Source organism: Paucibacter sp. M5-1 (assembly GCF_027498415.2).
GTDB lineage: Bacteria > Pseudomonadota > Gammaproteobacteria > Burkholderiales > Burkholderiaceae_C > Roseateles_E.
The window spans coordinates 1,874,597-1,893,215 of the sequence record NZ_JAPZLM020000001.1 but is presented as its reverse complement, the minus strand read 5'-3'; the positions used below and the strand labels follow the sequence as shown (position 1 = coordinate 1,893,215).

General features: G+C 67.6%; 14 protein-coding genes and 1 pseudogene. 11 read left to right on the top strand and 4 right to left on the bottom strand.

Features of this window, described 5'->3' with window-relative positions; all coding sequences use genetic code 11:
* The first annotated feature begins 26 nt into the window (after positions 1–26).
* From O5M90_RS08750 to O5M90_RS08735, 4 genes are read left to right on the top strand one after another with little or no spacing between them, the layout of a single operon-like run.
* Positions 27–977 (top strand): branched-chain amino acid ABC transporter permease, encoded by a 951-nt coding sequence (locus O5M90_RS08750; protein WP_440402511.1) that lies wholly within the window; start codon positions 27–29, stop codon positions 975–977.
* 1 nt (position 978) lies between these two features.
* Positions 979–2,289 (top strand): branched-chain amino acid ABC transporter permease, encoded by a 1,311-nt coding sequence (locus O5M90_RS08745; RefSeq protein WP_269838852.1) that lies wholly within the window; start codon positions 979–981, stop codon positions 2,287–2,289.
* A complete protein-coding gene (locus tag O5M90_RS08740; protein WP_269838853.1) occupies positions 2,286–3,074 on the top strand; it encodes an ABC transporter ATP-binding protein in 789 nt (262 codons plus the stop codon). Before O5M90_RS08745 ends, O5M90_RS08740 begins: the two co-directional genes overlap by 4 nt.
* Complete coding sequence (locus O5M90_RS08735; protein WP_269838854.1) at positions 3,071–3,775, top strand: ABC transporter ATP-binding protein; 705 nt, start codon at positions 3,071–3,073, stop codon at positions 3,773–3,775. Before O5M90_RS08740 ends, O5M90_RS08735 begins: the two co-directional genes overlap by 4 nt.
* A 41-nt stretch (positions 3,776–3,816) precedes the next feature.
* Here the strand turns inward: O5M90_RS08735 and O5M90_RS08730 are convergent, their stop codons facing one another.
* Complete coding sequence (locus tag O5M90_RS08730; protein WP_269838855.1) at positions 3,817–4,374, bottom strand: GNAT family N-acetyltransferase; 558 nt, start codon at positions 4,372–4,374, stop codon at positions 3,817–3,819.
* Positions 4,375–4,574: 200 nt separating this feature from the next.
* Here O5M90_RS08730 and O5M90_RS08725 point away from each other — a divergent pair, with 200 nt between their 5' ends.
* On the top strand, positions 4,575–6,101 hold the full coding sequence (locus O5M90_RS08725; RefSeq protein ID WP_269838856.1) for a TonB family protein: 1,527 nt from the start codon (positions 4,575–4,577) through the stop codon (positions 6,099–6,101).
* A gap of 19 nt (positions 6,102–6,120) precedes the next feature.
* On the opposite strand, the gene O5M90_RS08720 is transcribed toward O5M90_RS08725, so the two are convergent.
* Positions 6,121–8,583 carry a PAS domain-containing hybrid sensor histidine kinase/response regulator gene (locus O5M90_RS08720; RefSeq protein ID WP_269838857.1) on the bottom strand — a complete coding sequence of 821 codons (2,463 nt, stop codon included), beginning with the start codon at positions 8,581–8,583 and terminating at the stop codon, positions 6,121–6,123.
* Positions 8,584–8,717: 134 nt separating this feature from the next.
* A complete protein-coding gene (locus O5M90_RS08715) occupies positions 8,718–9,131 on the bottom strand; it encodes a hypothetical protein (protein WP_269838858.1) in 414 nt (137 codons plus the stop codon).
* A gap of 288 nt (positions 9,132–9,419) precedes the next feature.
* Between O5M90_RS08715 and O5M90_RS08710 the strand changes: the two genes are divergently transcribed.
* The 6 genes from O5M90_RS08710 to O5M90_RS08685 are packed head-to-tail and all read left to right on the top strand — an operon-like array spanning position 9,420 to position 16,251.
* On the top strand, positions 9,420–11,513 hold the full coding sequence (locus tag O5M90_RS08710; protein WP_440401968.1) for a 3-hydroxyacyl-CoA dehydrogenase NAD-binding domain-containing protein: 2,094 nt from the start codon (positions 9,420–9,422) through the stop codon (positions 11,511–11,513).
* 24 nt (positions 11,514–11,537) lie between these two features.
* Complete coding sequence (locus tag O5M90_RS08705; protein WP_262969783.1) at positions 11,538–12,713, top strand: acetyl-CoA C-acyltransferase; 1,176 nt, start codon at positions 11,538–11,540, stop codon at positions 12,711–12,713.
* Positions 12,710–13,132 (top strand): PaaI family thioesterase, encoded by a 423-nt coding sequence (locus O5M90_RS08700; RefSeq protein WP_269838860.1) that lies wholly within the window; start codon positions 12,710–12,712, stop codon positions 13,130–13,132. The genes O5M90_RS08705 and O5M90_RS08700 overlap by 4 nt, the downstream gene beginning before the upstream one ends.
* 13 nt (positions 13,133–13,145) lie before the next feature.
* Positions 13,146–14,963: an acyl-CoA dehydrogenase gene (locus O5M90_RS08695; protein WP_440401967.1), complete on the top strand. Its 1,818-nt coding sequence runs from the start codon at positions 13,146–13,148 to the stop codon at positions 14,961–14,963.
* A gap of 31 nt (positions 14,964–14,994) precedes the next feature.
* Positions 14,995–15,786, top strand: a complete 792-nt coding sequence (locus O5M90_RS08690) for an SDR family oxidoreductase (RefSeq protein ID WP_137944593.1) — start codon at positions 14,995–14,997, stop codon at positions 15,784–15,786.
* A 6-nt stretch (positions 15,787–15,792) separates the two neighbouring features.
* Complete coding sequence (locus O5M90_RS08685) at positions 15,793–16,251, top strand: PaaI family thioesterase (RefSeq protein ID WP_137944594.1); 459 nt, start codon at positions 15,793–15,795, stop codon at positions 16,249–16,251.
* Between the two features lie 10 nt (positions 16,252–16,261).
* On the opposite strand, the pseudogene metE reads toward O5M90_RS08685, so the two are convergent.
* Positions 16,262–18,576, bottom strand: a pseudogene (gene metE / locus O5M90_RS08680) (5-methyltetrahydropteroyltriglutamate--homocysteine S-methyltransferase).
* Positions 18,577–18,619: the final 43 nt, after the last annotated feature.

The window sequence follows — 18,619 nt, the reverse complement described above, 5'->3', positions numbered from 1 at the left end:
GCCTGTCCTCCGGGCTGCTGCTGTTCATGCTCAGCTCGGGCCTGACGCTGATCTTCAGCATGATGGGCGTGCTGAACTTTGCCCACGCCAGCTTCTATATGCTGGGTGCCTATATCGCCTACACCCTGGTGGGCCTCTTGGGCTTCTGGCCGGCCCTGCTGCTGGCGCCGCTGCTGGTGGGCCTGATCGGCGCGGGCTTCGAGCGCATGGCGCTGCGCCGGGTGCACAAGTTCGGCCATGTGCCCGAGCTTTTGATCACCTTCGGCCTGTCCTATCTGATCCTGGAGCTGGTGCAGCTGATCTGGGGCCGCACGGCGGTGCCGTTCTCGCCGCCGCCCGAGTTACAGGGCCCGGCCTTCACCTTCATCCAGAACCCCGCCAGCGGTCTGAGCTTCGCGCTGGGCGAGGCCGGCGCCGGCGTGTGCAGCGCGGCCGGCGTGATCTGCTCCAAGTTTCCGCTGACCCGCGCCTTCATGATGCTGGTGGCCCTGGCGATGCTGGTGGCGCTGTGGCTGCTGCTGACCCGCACCCGCATCGGCCTGGTGATCCAGGCTGCGCTGAAGCATCCCGAGATGGTCGAGGCGCTGGGGCACAACGTGCCGCGCGTCTTCATGCTGGTGTTCGGCAGCGGCTGCGCGCTGGCGGCGCTGGCCGGCGTGATCGGCGGCATCACCTTCGTCACCGAGCCCTCGATGGCCGTCATCGTCGGCTCCATCATCTTCGTGGTCGTGGTGGTCGGCGGGGTCGGCTCGCTGGCGGGGGCCTTTGTCGGCTCCATCCTGATCGGCCTGCTGCAGACCCTGCCGCTGACCGTCGACGGCTCGCTGGCCACCTTGTTCAAGCTGGGCCCCGACACCTGGGGCTACCCGGTGCTGAAACTGAGCCTGGCCCAGGTGGCGCCCATCCTGCCTTATCTGCTGATGGTGCTGATCCTGATCTTCCGCCCCAAGGGCTTGATGGGCACGCGAGACGAATGAGATGACGACACGCACACGCGCCTCGGGCCCCCATTACCACTTCAAGCCCTACAACGTCGGCCGCTGGATCATCTGGGGCCTCTATGCCCTGGTCCTGCTGGTGTCGCCGCTGATCTGGACCTCGGGTCTGTCCCACACCATGCTCTCGCAGATGGGCATAGGCATCATCGCCTGCCTGGCCTACAACCTCTTGCTGGGCCAGGGCGGCATGCTGAGCTTCGGCCATGCGGTCTACAGCGGCCTGGGTTCCTTTCTGGCCATCCACACGCTGAACCAGGTCTCTGCCGGCGCCTGGGCTGTGCCGGTCAGCCTGATCCCGCTGGTCGGCGGACTGGCGGGCCTGTTCTTCGCGGCGCTGTTCGGCTATGTGTCGACCAAGAAGTCGGGCACGCCCTTCGCGATGATCACGCTGGGCCTGGGCGAGCTGATCTGGTCGATGTCGCTGATGCTGCCCGAGTTTTTCGGTGGCGAGGGCGGCATCAGCGGCAACCGCGTGGTCGGCAAGCCGGTGATGGGCATCACGTTCGGGCCGCAGATCCAGGTCTACTACCTGATCGCGGTCTACTGCTTTGTCTGCACTGCGGCGCTGTTCGCGCTGACCCGCACACCGCTGGGCCGCATGCTCAACGCCGTGCGCGACAACCCCGAGCGGGTCGAATTCATCGGCTACGACACGCAGTGGGTGCGCTTTCTGGCCTTCATGATCTCGGGCTTCTTCGCCGGCATTGCCGGCGGCCTGGGCGCGATCAATTTCGAGATCGTCACGGCCGAGGTGGTGGGGGCGCTGCGCTCGGGCGCCTATCTGCTGTTCACCTTTCTGGGCGGCGCGACCTTCTTCTTCGGCCCCATCATCGGCGCGGTGCTGATGGTGCTGGCGGGGGTGCTGCTGTCCGAGTTGACCTCGGCCTGGCTGCTCTATCTGGGCCTGATCTTCCTGTTCATGGTGATGTATGCGCCGGGCGGCTTTGCGGCGCTGATCATGATGAATCTGCGCGTCGCGGCCTTTGGCAAACTGGGTCGGCTCTGGACCTCCTATCTGGCCCTGGGCGGCACCGCGCTGGCGATGCTGATCGGCGCTGCGGCGATGGTGGAGATGCTCTACCACTGGCAGCTCAATGCCGCGCTAGGCCCGGAGCTGAGCTTCATGGGCGTGAGCCTGAACAGCGAACGCATCGACGCCTGGTTCGGCGCCTCGATGCTGCTGCTGGTGGGCCTGGGCCTGTTCGAGCTGTCGCGCCGGCAGTTCAAGCGCGAATGGGACCAGACCCAGGAAGAGATCGAGAAAGAGATCAAACGCCGGGAGACCCTGTGAGCAAGAGCGAATTCGCGTTGGAGTTGCTGGACGTGCATAAGCGCTTCGGCAAGAGCGAGATCATCCGTGGCGCGCAGCTGCAGGTGCGGCCCGGCGAGCGCATCGCCATCATCGGTCCGAACGGCGCCGGCAAGAGCACGCTGTTCAACTTGATCAGCGGCCGCTTCGCGCCCAGCAGCGGCGAGATCCGGCTCAACGGCGCGCGCATCGATGGCCGAAAGCCCTATGAGATCAGCCGCCTGGGCCTGTCGCGCAGCTTCCAGGTGTCCAATCTGTTCACACGGCTGTCGGTATTCGAGAACATCCGCTGCGCGGTGCTGTGGAGCATGGGCTATCGCTATGCCTTCTGGAAGTTCCTGGCCGATCTGGACGATGCCAATGACCGTGCCGACCAGGTGCTGGAGATGATCAAGCTGGATAAGAAGCGCGATGTGCTGGCCACCAATCTGACCTATGCTGAGGCGCGGGCGCTGGAGATCGGCATCACGATCGCCGGCGGCGCCGAGGTGGTGCTGCTCGACGAGCCGACCGCCGGCATGAGCAAGAGCGAGACCAAGCGCTTCATCCAGCTGATCCGCGAGGTCACCGAGGGCAAGACGCTGCTGACCGTGGAGCACGATATGGGTGTGGTGTTTGGCTTGGCCGACAAGATCGCGGTGCTGGTCTATGGCGAGGTGATCGCCTTCGACACGCCCGAGGCGGTGCGCGCGAACGCGCGGGTGCAGGAAGCCTATCTGGGCTCGGTGCTGGCCGAGCAGCAGGCCGCCGCGGGAGTGCCGGCATGACCCGCGCGCTCAAGCTCGACAACGTCCACGCCTTCTACGGCAAGAGCCATGTGCTGCACGGCGTCAGCATGGAGGTGCGCCCCGGCGAGATCGTCAGTCTCTTGGGCCGCAACGGCTCGGGCCGCTCGACCACGGTCAAGACCATCATGGGCCAGGTCGACGGCACGGGCTCGATCCAGTTCGGCGGCAAGGAACTGCTTGGGAAAAAGGCCTATGAGATCGCCCATCAAGGCATAGGCTATGTGCCCGAGAACCGCGACATCTTCCCCAAGCTGACCGTGCACCAGAACCTGCTGCTGGGTCAGAAGAGCGGCGCGAAAACGCCGCGCTGGGGCTTCGACGATATGTACGGCATGTTTCCGCGCCTGAAGGAGCGCCAGCACACCGAGGCCGGCGTGCTCTCCGGCGGCGAGCAGCAGATGCTGACCCTGTGCCGCACGCTGATGGGCGACCCCGACCTGATCATGATCGACGAGCCCACCGAAGGCCTGGCACCCAAGATCGTCGAGCTGGTGGCCGAATACCTGAAGGAACTCAAGCGCCGCGGCATCGCCGTGCTGCTGGTCGAGCAGAAGCTGGCCATCGCAATGGAAATCTCCGAACGCTGCTATGTGATGGGCCACGGCCGCATCGTGTTCGAGGGCACGCCGGCGGATCTGCGCGGGAATGCCTATATCCGCAAGGAGTGGTTGGAGGTGTGAGGAGCGGCGGTCGCACAGAGCTGGCCGCCACTCGACAGTGGTCAAGCGTCAGGAGGGGACTTCAACCGCAGTGACATCGAGTCGAAGTCAACAGAGCGCTGGTCAAAGCGAAACAGATCGGCCGTGCTACCTGTTTGAACGAAACCGGCTTTCTCGTAGAGCCTGACTGCCGGGGCATTCGACGCAATCACCTGCAGGTCGATCCAGTCAATCCACCCCTGCTCGGCAGCCCATTGTGTGGCCGTGTCTAACAGTTGCCGGCCCAGACCCGTCCCTCTGCGATTGCGGTCGACTCCCATACCCAGCAGACAGCGATGTCGTGTGTACGGGAGAGGGTGGTCGCGCAGATCGACATGACCCACTATCCGACCCGCATCGCTCATCGCGACCCAGGCCCGGCGCCACCCCGGGCCGTCGGTCGCTGTGGACAAGGCAGACCTGAAGCGTTCAGCACGGTCTCCGTCAAAGCGGCAGTCCACAGCCGCCAGCGGTTGGAATAAAGAAGTGTTCCCGATCCCGTTGTCGCAGAGGTGATCATTCATATAGGCGGCGAACGCTGGGAATTGATCGACTTGCAGCACGACGATGTCATAGGCCATCGTGCAAGTGTGCCATCGGCCATCGGTCGGGCGTTGTCACTGCCGGCCCCTGGGGAAAGACCTGACCCCACCAGTCCGCCAATCGCAGGCGCTTTGGATAAGACAATAGGGCGGATGCAGACCCCGACCGCCTCCGAGTTGCTTTGTTACCGCCGTGGTCGCCGGGCCATGCCATCCGGTGCCACGGGCTGTGCCGGCGCATGAGGGCTGAACGCAGGCGCCGGATGACGGCGCTGGGGCTCTCCCTGCTGATCCATGCGCTACTGTTGAGCCTGAGCTTCGGCGGCGACGGGCCGGGGCTACCGGGTCTGGTCTTCCCCTGGCAGGAGCGGCGCGCCGAGGCGCCGGACTTGCGCGTCGTGCTGACCCAGGCGCCGCAGACAGCAGCGCTGGCGCCCGCGGCCGCGCCGGCCGAAGCTGCGGAGGCGGCCCCTGAACCTGCCGCGGCTCCTGAGCCGGCGCCGCCCGAGTTGCCCGCGCCGGCCCCACAGCAGACGGTGGCGGCGGTCGCCAGCCTGTCGCTGATGGCGCCCGAAGCGATGATGTCGGCGGAGCCGCCTGTGGCCGACCCCAGCCCCGATGAGCCTGCCGCCGCTGCCGAGCCGATCCCGCCGACGCTTCGGGCACCGCCCGACGTGATCCGCGCGCTGCGGCCTGATCACACCTCCTGGGCCTTGCCGGCCGTGCCGGCGACGCTGCCGCTGCTGCCGGCCATCGCGGTGGCACCCAGTGCCTCCAGCCCGCAGACCCGCGAGCTGCGTGCGGCCACCACGATGGCGGCACCGGTGCCCGTCGACGCGATGGCCGCGACGCGCGCACCGGAGTTGGCCGTGCTGGATCGCGTCGGGGGACGAGCGGCCCAGGAGTTGGAGGCCAGGCTGGAAGCCGCGCGGCAGGAGGCGGCACGCCAGGAAGCAGCCCGGCAGGACGCACTGCGGGCCGAGGCCCTGCGCCAGGAGGCCATCCGGCAGGCTGCCGCGCGGCAAGAGTCCGCGCGCCTGGAGACCCAGAAGCGCGAGGCGCAAGCCATGGCGCGGCGGGCGGAGGCCGAGCAGGCCGCCAGACAAGAGGCAGCGCGGCAGGAGGCTGCGCGCCAGGAGGAGGTCTTGAGGCAGGAGGCTGCTCGCATCGAGGCTCAGCGCCAGGCGACGGCACGCCAGGCTGCGGCTGTGAAAGAGGCTGAGCAGGCGGCGCGTGAGGAGATGGCCCGCCAGGACGCCGCGCGGGCCGAGGCCGCGCGGCTGGCGGCTGCCCAGGCCAAGGCCCAGGCCGAGGCACAGCGCGAAGAGCGGCTGCGGGCGATCGGCCGCCAGCTCGACGAAGAGGCCGCCCGGCGCGACGCCATCGCCGCGCGGCTGCCGCCCTCGGCCAGCAGCATCCGCCGCGGCCGGCTGTTCGGGCGCAGCGATGCCAATTCGGAGCTGGTGCTCTATGCCGAGGCCTGGAGCCGCAAGATAGAACTCAACCAGACCTTCGAGCTGGTGCGCGAGGCGGCCAGGCAGCCGCATGCCGAGCCGCTGGTGACGGTGGCCGTCCGCAGCGATGGCTCGGTGGAGTCGGTGAGCTTTGTGCGCTCCAGCGGGGTGCCGGCGATCGACGCGGCCGTCAGGCGCATCGTCGAGAGCCAGGCCAATTACCCGGCCTTCCCGCCTGCCCTGGCGCGCGAGTTCGATGTGATCGAGATCCGCCGGACCTGGCGCTTCGATATGGCGGTGCGCTTGTACTGATCGCCGCCGGCGGGGATGGCTATCGGCTCAGCCAGCGGTCGACGACATGCAGAAAATTGCCCAGATCCAGCGGCTTGGTCAGGTAGTCGTTGAAGCCTGCGACGCGCCCGCGTTCGATGTCCTGCGGCATCGCGCTGGCGCTGACGGCGACCACCGGGATGGATTGAAGATCCGGGTCGGCGCGCAGCGCGGCCAGCACCGCATAGCCGTCCATCTCGGGCATGTGGATGTCCAGCAGTATCAGCGACGGTCGCTGCGCCGAGGCCAGCGCCAGGCCTTGGGCGGGGCTGCTGGCCGTCAGCACCTGGATCTGGGGCCGCAGCGTCAGCAGCTGCTCCAGCAGGCGCAGATTGACGGGGTTGTCATCGATGCAGAGCACGCTGTGGCTGGGCAGCGGCACGGCGGGCATGGCCGCTGCCGCAGGCGGCTCTGTGGCGGCCGGCGTCGGCCGTGAGCGGCTTGGCAGTTCGAGCCAGAAGGTCGAGCCCTCGCCGAGCGTGCTCTGCACGCCGACGCTGCCGCCCATCAGCTCGGTCAACCGGCGCGTGATGGTCAGGCCGATGCCGGTGCCTTCGATGCTGCCCTGCTCGGCGCCCAGGCGGTTGAAGGGCTGGAACAACTGGTCGATCTGTTGCGTCGACAGACCCCGCCCGGTATCGCTGATGCTGATGCGCCAGCGCCTGCCGTGCGCCGGCTCGGCCGTCAGCCGCACGCTGCCGCCGTCGCGGTTGTACTTGATGGCATTCGACAGCAGGTTCAGCAGGATCTGCTTGACGCGGGTGCGATCGGCATGCAGCTCGGCGTCAAGCGGCAGCTGGGTCTGCAGCTCGATATGGCGCGGCGCGGCCAGCGCTTGCATCAGCTGCACGCAGTCGTCGACCACGGCGGCCAGCGGGACCGGCTCCAGCGCCAGTTGCAGATGGCCGGACTCGATCTTGGCCAGGTCCAGCACCTCGTTGACCAGATCCAGCAGATGCCGGCCGGCCCGCAGGATCTCCTGCACCTGATCAAGCTGCCTGGCTTGCAGCGAGCCATCGTACTGGAGGATCTGGGCGAAGCCGAGGATCGCGTTCATCGGCGTGCGCAGCTCGTGGCTCATGCTCGACAGAAAGTCGGACTTGGCCATGCTGGCGCGCTCGGCCGTTTCCTTGGCGCCCGCCAGTTCCTCGCGCCGGGCCAGTTCCGGGCTGAAGTCGTAGAAGATGTCAAAGGCGTACTGCACGCGGCCCTGCTCGTCCTTGATGAAGCCGATGTGCTTGCTGGCGATGAAGCGGCTGCCGTCCTTGCGCTGCAGCAGCAACTGGCCCGTCCAGCTGAGGCCGTTGCGCATCGCCACGCCGATCTCGGCACGAAAGGCGGCCAGGGCCTCGGGAGCCACCGTCAGCGAGAAGTGTTGGCCGATGATCTCCTCGTCGCGATAGCCCAGGCCGGCCTGGTGTGCCTGGTTCTGATAGACCGCGTAGCCCTCGCCGTCGACGATGCTGATCATCTGGGTGCTGGCATCGAACACCCGCCGGAACAGCGCCAGCCTCTCCTGCGCAGCCTTGCGTTCGGAGATGTCGGTGAGGAAGGCGGTGAAGCTGCGGGCGGGCCCGCTGCCCAGCGGGCTCAGCGCGATCTCGACGACGAACTCGCGGCCATCGCGGTGCAGCGCCGGCAATTCGACGCGCCTGTGCATGACACGCGGCACGCCCGTGGCCAGATAGCGTGCCAGGCCTTGCCTATGGGCTTCGCGCATGCGCTCGGGGATGATGGTGCTGTCCAGCATGCGCCCGATGGCTTCCGCTGAAGTCCAGCCGAACAGCTCGGCGGCGCGGCGATTCCAGTCGGTGATGCGGCCACTGTCGTCCATGCCCACGACGGCATCGTGCGAGGCGTCCAGATTGGCCTGCAGCCGCATCCCGGTCTCGATCAGGCGGCGCAGCGCCAGATGCGACTGGTGGCCGACCACCAGCAGCGCGAGCAGGGCGCTGGCCAGCACCAGGGCCACCAGCCGCTGGGCCGGCGCGTCGGCCAGGCCGGCAACGAGGCCGGTCGGCAGCAGCGTGCCGAGCAGGAAGGCGAACATGCCCGCGCGCTGCCCGGCCATCGAATTCATCGCGACCGCACTGACCCCCAGCAGAATGCCGACGAACAGTGCCAGGCTGTCCCCGTCGGGCCGTGTCGCCATCGTCAGCACCGGCGCGACCGACCAGGCCAGCCCGGCTGCAGCCGATTGCAGCGCAAACAGCCGCTGCCAGCGCCGCAGATTCGACTGGCCCAGCGCCGCGCGACGATAGGCGCGGCATTCCAGATGCCCCCACAGCGAGCTCGCCAGCAAAGCCGCACAGCCCGCAAGCAGCGCCTGGGGCGCCAGCACCGGCCACAGCAGCAGCCCCATCGCCAGCGTGACGGCCAGCGTCATGCCGACATTCAAGGGCTTGCGGGCATAGGCGGCATCGAGCAGGGCCAGATCCACATCGCTGGGTACGGTGCCATTCATCGCTAGCGTTCATCCAGTCCGCGAGCGACGCATGGGTCGCCCATGCCTGAATCTACCCTGGCGATGCCGTTCGCAGGCTCGGAGGCGGTGTTGTAATTTGCGCCGATCCAGCCCGGGACATACCCTAGCGCTGCTTACCAGCGCCAGCCCTGCTGCCACAGCTGGCGCAGCGCCAGCGCCTCGACCTGCTGGCGCAGCAGGGCCGGGGCCAGACCGGGGCGGCCGGGCAGGGCGGGGCTGAGCCACAGCGGGCCGCCATCGCGCAGGGTGCGGGGCTGGCCGTGGCGCTCGGCGCGCAGCAGGGCCAGACGCCAGGCCTGCTGCAGGCCACGGGCCCGGTTCTCGTCGGCCAGCAGGCCCAGCCAGTCGCCGGCGGCGACGCGATGGGCGGCGAACAGAATGCGGCGAGCCAGATCCGGGCCGCTGGCGAGCGTGCTCACGACCTGACCCTCGGGGTCGCGCAGCAGGCGCGCGGCGGGCTTGTTCAAGGGGCTCAGGCTCGGATGTGAGCGAGCGATCAGGCGATCAAAGCTGGCCAGTTCATGCATGACGAAAAAACTCCGCTGCCCATGGGTGTCACCGGCGTTTGCCGGTCCCGGGGCAGCGGAGCCGCAACGCTTTAGCCGCATTTGTAGTCCGCCCGCAAGTAGTTGGTAAATCGGCGGTGACGTCGTCGATGTTTCGATGGCGTCGGCCTGCATTGTAAGCACAGCCGCAGCAAGCCCCCAAAGCACTTTGTCACGACAGGGACAGATCATCGTCGGGGCACATGCCTAGAATCGAACGACCGTTCTATTTGTAGTCCCCGCCCCGATCACCCCGAGCAAGAGGTCAGCATGACAGCTACTTACGAAGTCCGCGGCAATGTCGCCGTGATCACCTTGAGCAACCCGCCGGTCAACGGACTGGGCTATGACACCCGCAAGGCCACCGCCGCCGGCATCGAGCAGGCCGAGAACGATGCGGCCGTGCAGGCCATCGTGATCACCGGGGCCGGCAAGGCCTTTTCGGGCGGCGCCGACATCAAGGAGTTCGGCAGCCCCAAGGCGCTGGCCGAGCCGAACCTCTTGAGCCTGATCGCAGTGGTCGAGAACTGCAGCAAGCCGGTGGTGGCCGCGATCCACACGGTCTGCATGGGCGGCGGCCTGGAGTTGTCGCTGGGCTGCCATTACCGCGTTGCCTCGCCAGGCGCCAAGATCGCGCTGCCGGAAGTGAAGCTGGGCCTGCTGCCTGGCGCCGGCGGTACGCAGCGCCTGCCGCGCGCGCTGGGGGTCGAGCCCGCGCTGAACATGATCGTCAGTGGCGAGCCGGTCGCCAGCGAGCTGCTGGCCCAGGTGCCGGGGCAGCAGCTGTTCCAGAAGATCATCGAGGGCGATCTGCTTGAAGGCGCGATCGCCTTTGCGCAGGAGGTGGCCGACAAGCGTCCGCTGCCCAAGGTGCGCGAGCTGAAAGCCCGCCATGCCGACCCCGAGGCCTACTTCCAGTTCGCCCGCAATATGGTTGGCGGCATGAGTAAGAACTTCCCGGCGCCGCTGCGCTGCCTGGAAGCGGTGGCGGCCTCGGTCAAGATGAAATTCGAGGACGGCATGAAGGCCGAGCGAGAGGGCTTTGCCGCGCTGATGCTGACACCGGAATCCAAGGCCTTGCGACACGCCTTCTTCGCCGAGCGCGCCGCCAGCAAGATCGCCGATGTGCCCGAGGACACGCCCGCTCGCAAGATCGAGAAGGTGGCCGTGATCGGCGCCGGCACGATGGGCGGCGGCATCTCGATGAACTTCCTGAACGCCGGCATCCCGGTGACGATGCTCGAGACCAAGCAGGAAGCGCTGGACCGCGGTGTCGCGACCATCAAGAAGAACTACGAGGCCCAGGTCAAGAAGGGCAAGCTGAAGGAAGACAAGTACCAGCAGCGCATGGCCTTGCTGAGCACCACCTTGAACTACGCCGACATCGGCAGCGCCGATCTGGTCATCGAGGCGGTGTTCGAGGAGTTGAGTGTCAAGGAGGCGGTGTTCAAGCAGCTCGACGAGGTGATGAAGCCCGGTGCGATCCTGGCCTCGAACACCTCGACGCTGGACGTCAACAAGATCGCGAACTTCACCAAGCGCCCGCAAGATGTCGTGGGCATGCACTTCTTCAGCCCGGCCAATGTGATGAAGCTGCTGGAGGTCGTGCGCGGCGCGGCCACGGCCAAGGATGTGCTGGCCACCGTGATGCAGCTGGCCAAGAAGATCAAGAAGACGGCCGTGGTCTCGGGCGTCTGCGACGGTTTCATCGGTAACCGCATGATCGAGCAGTACAGCCGCCAGGCCGGTTTCCTGCTCGACGAGGGCTGCTCGCCGGCCCAGGTGGACAAGGCGGCCGAGAAGTTCGGCTTCGCGATGGGCCCCTTCCGCATGGGCGATCTGGCCGGCAACGATATCGGCTGGGCCATCCGCAAGCGCCGCTACCAGGAGAAGCCGCATCTGCGCTACTCCAAGAGCGCCGATCTGCTCTGCGAACTGGGCCGCTACGGCCAGAAGACCCAGGCCGGCTGGTACGACTACCAGACAGGCAAGCGCGACGCGATCCCGTCACCGGTGGTGGCCGAGATGCTGGACAAGCACCGCGCTGCGCTGGGCATCACGCCGCGCCAGATCAGCGATGAGGAGATCGTGCACCGCCTGGTGTTCGCGCTGGTCAATGAGGCCGCCCATCTGCTGGAAGAGGGCATTGCGCAGCGCGCCTCGGACGTGGACATGGTCTACCTGACCGGCTACGGCTTCCCGCTGTGGCGCGGCGGCCCGATGTGCTATGCCGACACCGTGGGCCTGTTCAATGTCGTGCAGGCGATGAAGCGCTTTGCCAAGAACCCGCTGGACGACGCGAAGTTCTGGGAGCCGGCGCCGCTGCTGGCCCGTCTTGTGGCCGAAGGCAAGTCCTTCTCCTAACCCCCTTCCTAGCGAGTTGCAATCATGAGCAAAGCAGTCATCGTCTCCACCGCACGCACGCCGCTGGCCAAGAGCTGGAAGGGCGCCTTCAATATGACCCATGGCGCGACCCTGGGCGGCCATGCCGTCAAGGCCGCCGTCGAGCGGGCCGGCATCGAGGCCGGCGCCATCGAGGATGTGCTGATGGGCTGCGCCACGCCCGAGGGCGCGACCGGCGGCAATATCGCGCGCCAGATCGTGCTGCGCGCCGGTCTGCCGATCACGGTGTCGGGCGTCACCGTCAACCGTTTCTGTTCCTCGGGCCTGCAGACCATTGCGATGGCCGCGCAGCGCGTCATCGCCGGCGAAGGCGATGTCTATGTGGCCGGCGGTGTCGAGAGCATCTCCTGCGTGCAGAACGAAGCGAACCGCCATATGTATGCCGACACCTGGCTGGTCAAGCACAAGCCGGAGATCTACTGGAGCATGTTGCAGACCGCCGAGCAGGTGGCCAAGCGCTACGGCATCGGCCGCGAGCGCATGGACCAGTACGGCGCGGCCAGCCAGCAAAAGGCCTGCGCCGCCCAGGCCGCCGGCAAGTTCGCCGACGAGATGATCAGCGTCACGACGACCATGGGCGTGGCCGACAAGGTGATGGGCCTGATGAGCAAGGAAGTGACGATCTCGGCCGACGAAGGTCTGCGCGAAGGCACGACTTATGACGGCATCAAGGATCTGCGCTCGGCCCTGCCCGGCGGCCTGATCTCGGCCGGCAATGCCAGCCAGTTCAGCGACGGCGCCGGCGCCTGCGTGGTGGTCAGCGAGCAGTACGCCGAGAGCCATGGCCTGAAACCGCTGGGCCGCTTCCTCGGCTTTGCGGTGGCCGGCTGCGAGCCCGACGAGATGGGCATAGGCCCGGTGTTCGCGGTGCCCAAGGTCTTGAAGAAGCTGGGCCTGACGGTGGCCGACATCGATCTGTGGGAGCTCAACGAGGCCTTCGCGGTGCAGGTGCTGTACTGCGCCGACACCCTGGGCATCCCGATGGACCGCCTGAATGTCAACGGCGGCGCGATCGCGGTGGGCCATCCCTACGGTGTCTCGGGCCAGCGCCTGACCGGCCATGCGCTGATCGAAGGCAAACGCCGCGGCGCCAAGAAGGTGTGCGTGACCATGTGCATAGGCGGCGGCATGGGCGCGGCCGGCGTGTTCGAGGTGCTGTGAACATCGACCTCGATACCCTGCGCGGCTTCTTCCGCAGCGCACCCTTCATGGTGGACCTGGGTGTCGAGCCGGTGGCGGTGCGGCAGGGGCGGGTCACGACCGAGCTGCTGCTGGCGCCGCGCCATCTGCAGCACACCGGCGTGGTCCATGCCGGCGTGCTGGCCTCGCTGGCCGACCACAGCATGGGCGCGGCCGCGCAGACCATGACGCCGGCCGGCCACTGGATCTTGACGGCCGAGTTCAAGACCAATCTGCTGCGTGGCGCGCGTGGCGACAAGCTGGTCTGCGAGGCCTGGGTGCTCAAGCCCGGCCGGCAGATCATGTTCACCGAGGCCGAGGTCTATGCGGTGATGGTCGACGGCCAGCGCCAACTCTGCGTCAAGGCCTCGGGCACGATGGCCGTGACCCAGGCCAATTAGCGAGGAGGGCGCGATGAAGAGTCAAGCGCTGGGCCAGACCCTGGAATTCCTGCTCTACGACTGGCTCAAGGTCCAGGAGCTGAGCGCGCGTCAGCGCTTTGCCGAGCACTCGCGCGAGACCTTCGATGCGGTGCTCGACACCTGCGAGAAGATCGCCCGCGAGAAGTTCGCGCCCTTCAACCGCTTGGTCGACACGCAGGAGCCGCACTTCGATGGCGAGCGCGTGCGGCTGCCGGATAGCACCCATGCGGCGATGCAGGCCTATATCGAGTCCGGCATGCTGGCCGCCGCGCAGGACTACGAGCTCGGCGGCATGCAGCTGCCCTGCGTGATCGAGATGGCGGCCAATGCCTTTTTCAGCAAGGCCAGTGTCGCGATGGGCGGCTATGCGATGCTGACCAATGGCAATGCCAATCTGCTGATGGCGCATGGCACGGCGCTGCAGCGCGAGGTCTTCGCCAGGAACGAGTTTGCCGGCCGCTGGTTCGGCACCATGTGCCTCTCCGAGCCGCAGGCCGGCTCCTCGCTGTCCGATGTGGCGACCCGGGCCGAGCCCGATGGTGATGACCCGTTGGGGCCGCGCTACCGGCTCAAGGGCCACAAGATGTGGATCTCGGCCGGCGAGCACGAGATCACCGAGAACATCATCCATCTGGTGCTGGCCAAGATCCCCGGCCCGGATGGCAAGACGGTGCCCGGCACGCGCGGCATCTCGCTGTTCATCGTGCCCAAGCACCTGGTCAACGAGCGCGCCGAGCTGACCGGTGAGCGCAACGATGTGGCGCTGGCCGGCCTCAACCACAAGCTCGGCTATCGCGGCACGACGAACTGCCTGCTGAACTTCGGCGAGGGTCGGTACAAGCCGGGCGGCAAGTCCGGCGCGATCGGCTATCTCGTGGGCCAGCCCGGCGAAGGCTTGAAGTGCATGTTCCATATGATGAACGAGGCCCGTATCGGCGTCGGTCTGGGCGCGGTGATGCTGGGCTATGCCGGCTACGAAGCCAGCCTGGACTACGCCCGCCAGCGGCCGCAGGGCCGCCCGGTCGGGCCGGCCGGCAAGGACGCGGCGGCGCCGCAGCGTCCCATCATCGAGCATGCGGATGTGAAGCGCATGCTGCTGGCGCAGAAGAGCTATGTTGAAGGCGGGCTGGCGCTGGAGCTGCTGTGCGCCCGCCTGGTCGATGAGCAGCACACCGCCGACGCCGAGACGGCGACCGAGGCCCGCCAGCTGCTGGAGGTGCTGATTCCGATCGCCAAGAGCTGGCCCAGCGAATGGTGTCTGGAAGCGAACTCGCTGGCCATCCAGGTGCTGGGTGGCTATGGCTACACGCGCGACTTCCCGGTCGAGCAGTACTGGCGCGACAACCGCCTGAACATGATCCACGAGGGCACGCACGGCATCCAGGGCCTGGACCTGCTGGGCCGCAAGGTGGTGATGAACGGCGGCTCGGCGCTGCTGGTGCTGGCCGCGCGTATCAACCGGACGATCGAGTCTGCGCTGCAAGACCCGAGCCTGGCCGAGCAGGCCAATGCGCTCGCGGCCGCGCTGGCCCGGCTGGGTCGCGCCACCAAGAATGCCTGGGCCAGCGGCGTGCCCGAAGAGGCGCTGGCCAATGCCACGCCCTATCTGCAGGCCTTCGGCCATGTGGTGCTGGCCTGGTTGTGGCTGGACCTGAGCCTCAGCGCCGCAGGCCCCTCGGACTTTGCCCAGGGCAAGCGCGCCGCCGCCCGTTATTTCTACGCCTACGAGCTGCCCAAGATCGATGCCTGGCTGGGCGTGGTCGGCAGCCGCGAAGCGCTGTGCCGCGAGATGCGGGACGGCTGGTTCTGATTCAAGCGATACCCTGGTGGAGACACAAGCAATGACACAACGCATCCAAGAACTGTTCGACCTGAGGGGCCAGGTGGCCCTGGTGACCGGTGGCTCGCGTGGCCTGGGCCTGCAGATCGCCGAGAGCCTGGGCGAGGCCGGGGCCAAGATCGTGCTGAGCTCGCGCAAGGCGGCCGATCTGGAGGAGGCCGTGGCCCTGCTGCAGGACCGTGGCATCGACGCGCGCTGGATCGCCGCCGATGCGGCCGACGAGGCCCAGGCGCGCGGCATCGTCACGCAGACCATGGAGCGGCTCGGCCAGATCGACATCCTGGTCAACAATGCCGGCGCCAGCTGGGGCGCGCCGGCCGAGGAACACCCGGTCGAGGCCTGGGACAAGGTGATGAACCTGAATATCCGCAGCCTCTTCGTGATGAGCCAGGAGGCCGCGAAGCAGAGCATGATTCCGCGTCGCTATGGCCGCATCATCAATGTGGCGTCGATTGCCGGCCTGTCGGGCAACTCCTCGGTGATGAAGACCATCGCCTACAACACCAGCAAGGGCGCGGCGGTCAACTTCACCCGTGCGCTGGCCGGCGAGTGGGGCCCTTACGGCATCACGGTCAACGCGATCGCGCCGGGCTTCTTTCCCAGCAAGATGACCAAGGGCCTGCTGGCCAGCATCGGCGAGGAGACCCTGGCCGCGCACGCCCCCTTGCGCCGCATCGGCGATGATGAAGACTTGAAGGGCGCCGCGCTCTTGTTCGCCTCGCGCGCCGGCAAGCACATCACCGGCCAGATCCTGGCGGTCGATGGCGGCGTCTCGGCCATTCACGGAACCTGATCGACGATGAGTAAAAAGCCCCCGCCGCCGCTGCAATTTCCCGTTCACATCCCCTTTGTCGAGCAGCTGGGCCTGGAGCTGCACAGCATGGGCGAGGGCGAGGCCGAGCTGCGGGTGGACCTGAAGGAGGCGCACCTGAACTCCTGGGAGGTGGCGCATGGCGGGGTCATCATGACACTGCTGGATGTGGCGATGGCCCATGCGGCGCGCAGCATCCATCGCGATCAGCCAGGCTTCGGGCCCGGCGTCGTCACCATCGAGATGAAGACGTCCTTTATGCGCCCCGGCGAGGGCGAGCTGCGGGCCATCGGAAAACTGCTGCACCGCTCCACCACGATGGCCTTCTGCGAAGGCTCGGTGCTGGGCGAGGACGGCAAGCTCTGCGCCCATGCCACCGGCACCTTCAAATACCTGAAGGCCTTGCCGGGGCGCGGCCGCAGCCTGAAGACCCTGCAGCGCAGCTGAGCGCGCGCGCTCAGGCCAGCTCGGCGCGCAGTGTCATCGCGGCCTCGACCATGCGCCGCAGCGCGGCCTCGGTCTCGGTCTCGGGCCAGGCCCGGGTCTTCAGGCCGCAGTCCGGGTTGACCCAGAGCTGCCGGGCCGGCATCACCTCGGCGGCCTTGCGCATCAGCCTGAGCATCTCGGTGCTGGACGGCACGCGCGGCGAGTGGATGTCGTAGACGCCGGGGCCGATCTCGTTGGGGTACTTGAAGTCGCCAAAGCCGCGCAGCAGCTCCATGTCCGAGCGGCTGGTCTCGATGGTGATCACGTCGGCGTCCATCGCGGCGATCTCCGGCAGGATGTCGTTGAACTCCGAATAGCACATATGGGTGTGGATCTGGGTCTCGTCGCGCACCGCGCTGGCCGAGATGCGGAAGGCGCGGGCCGCCCACTCCAGATACTCTCGCCACTGGGCGCGGCGCAGCGGCAGGCCCTCGCGGATGGCCGGTTCGTCGATCTGGATGATGGCGATGCCGGCGGCCTCGAGATCGGCCACCTCGTCGCGGATTGCCAGCGCGATCTGCAGCGCGGTGCTCGAGCGCGGCTGGTCGTCGCGCACGAAAGACCATTGCAGGAGGGTGATCGGGCCGGTCAGCATGCCCTTCATCGGCTTGGGCGTCAGGCCTTGCGCGTAAACGCTCCAGTCCACCGTCATCGCCTCGGGGCGCGCGACATCGCCGTACAGCAGCGGCGGCTTGACGCAGCGCGAGCCATAGGACTGCACCCAGCCATTGGCGGTGAAGGCAAAGCCGTCGAGCTGCTCGCCGAAATACTCGACCATATCGTTGCGCTCGGCCTCGCCATGCACCAGCACATCGATGCCCAGCGCTTCCTGCTTGGCCACGGCCAGCGCGATCTCGGCGCGCATCGCTGCGCGGGAGCCGGCCGCGTCGAGCTCGCCGCGCTTGAAGGCCGCGCGGGCGGCGCGGATCGCGGCGGTCTGCGGGAATGAGCCTATCGTCGTGGTCGGGTAGGCCGGCAGCTTCAGGCGCGCCTGCTGCGCCGCCTGGCGGGCCGGGAAGGGCGAGCGGCGCCGGTCGGCATCGGCCGGCAGCGCGGCCAGGCGTTGGCTCACCGCCGCATTGCGCACACGCGGGCTGTGACGGCGCGCCGCCAGGGCCGCGCGGGCATCGCCAGCTCGGCGGCGACACTGGCCTGGTCGCCCCAGAGCGCGCGCTCCAGCACGCGCAGCTCATCGAGTTTCTCGACCGCGCCGGCCAGCCAGCTCTGCAGCTCGGCATCCAGCGCGGCATCCTCGCGCAGGCTGAAGGGCACATGCAGCAGCGAACAGGATGGCGCGATCCAGAGCCGGCCGCCGCGCAGCTCCTTGAGCTCGCGCAGCAGGGCCAGGGCCTGGTCGAGATTGCTGCGCCAGATGTTGCGGCCGTCGATGATGCCCACCGACAGCTCGCGCTCGCGCGGCAGCTGGCGCGCCACCGCGAAGATCTCCTCGGGCGCGCGCACCGCATCGATATGCAGGCCGGCCACCGGCAGCTCGCAGGCCAGCGCGAGATTGCCCTGCAGCGACGAGAAGTAGCTCGCCAGCAGGATCTGCTGCTCGCTGTGGGCCAGCGCCGCATAGGCCCGGCGCAGTGCGTCCTGCCAGGGCTGGTCCAGATCCAGGCCCAGCACCGGCTCGTCCAGCTGCACCCAGCTGACGCCGCGCGCCGCCAGCCGGTTCAGCAGCTCGGCATAGGCCGGCAGCAGGCGCTCCAGCAGGTCCAGGCGATCGAAGCCGGCCTGCTTGGACTTGCCCAGCCACAGCAGGCTGACGGGGCCCAGCAGCACGACCTTGACCGCCGCCGGCAGCGCGATCGCCTCGTCGACCTCGGCCAGCAATCGTTCGGCCTGCAGGCTGAACCGGGTCTGGGCATCGAACTCGGGCACCAGGTAGTGGTAGTTGCTGTCGAACCATTTGGTCATCTCCAGCGCGAAGGTCTCGGCCGGGGCGTGGGTGCAGCCCTCGTGGCCCTGGGTCGGCGCGATGCCGCGCGCCATCGTGAAATAGCGCTGCAGCGGCGCCTCCTGCCCCGAGAAACCGAAGCGCGCCGGCTCGCAGCCGAACAGCTGGATATGGTTGGCGACCTGGTCGTAGTAGGCGAAGTCGCCCACCGTCACGAAGGCCAGGCCGGCCTTGATCTGCAGCGCCCAATGCCGCTGGCGCAAGGCCCGGCCGGTGGCCTCCAGCGCCTGCGCATCGATCTCGCCGCGCCAATGCCGCTCCAGCGCCTGCTTCAGCTCGCGCTGCGCGCCCATGCGCGGAAAGCCGAGAATATGAGTCTTGATCATGTTGTTTGTGATGGCGGTGAATTTGATTCGTCATCATCGGCAA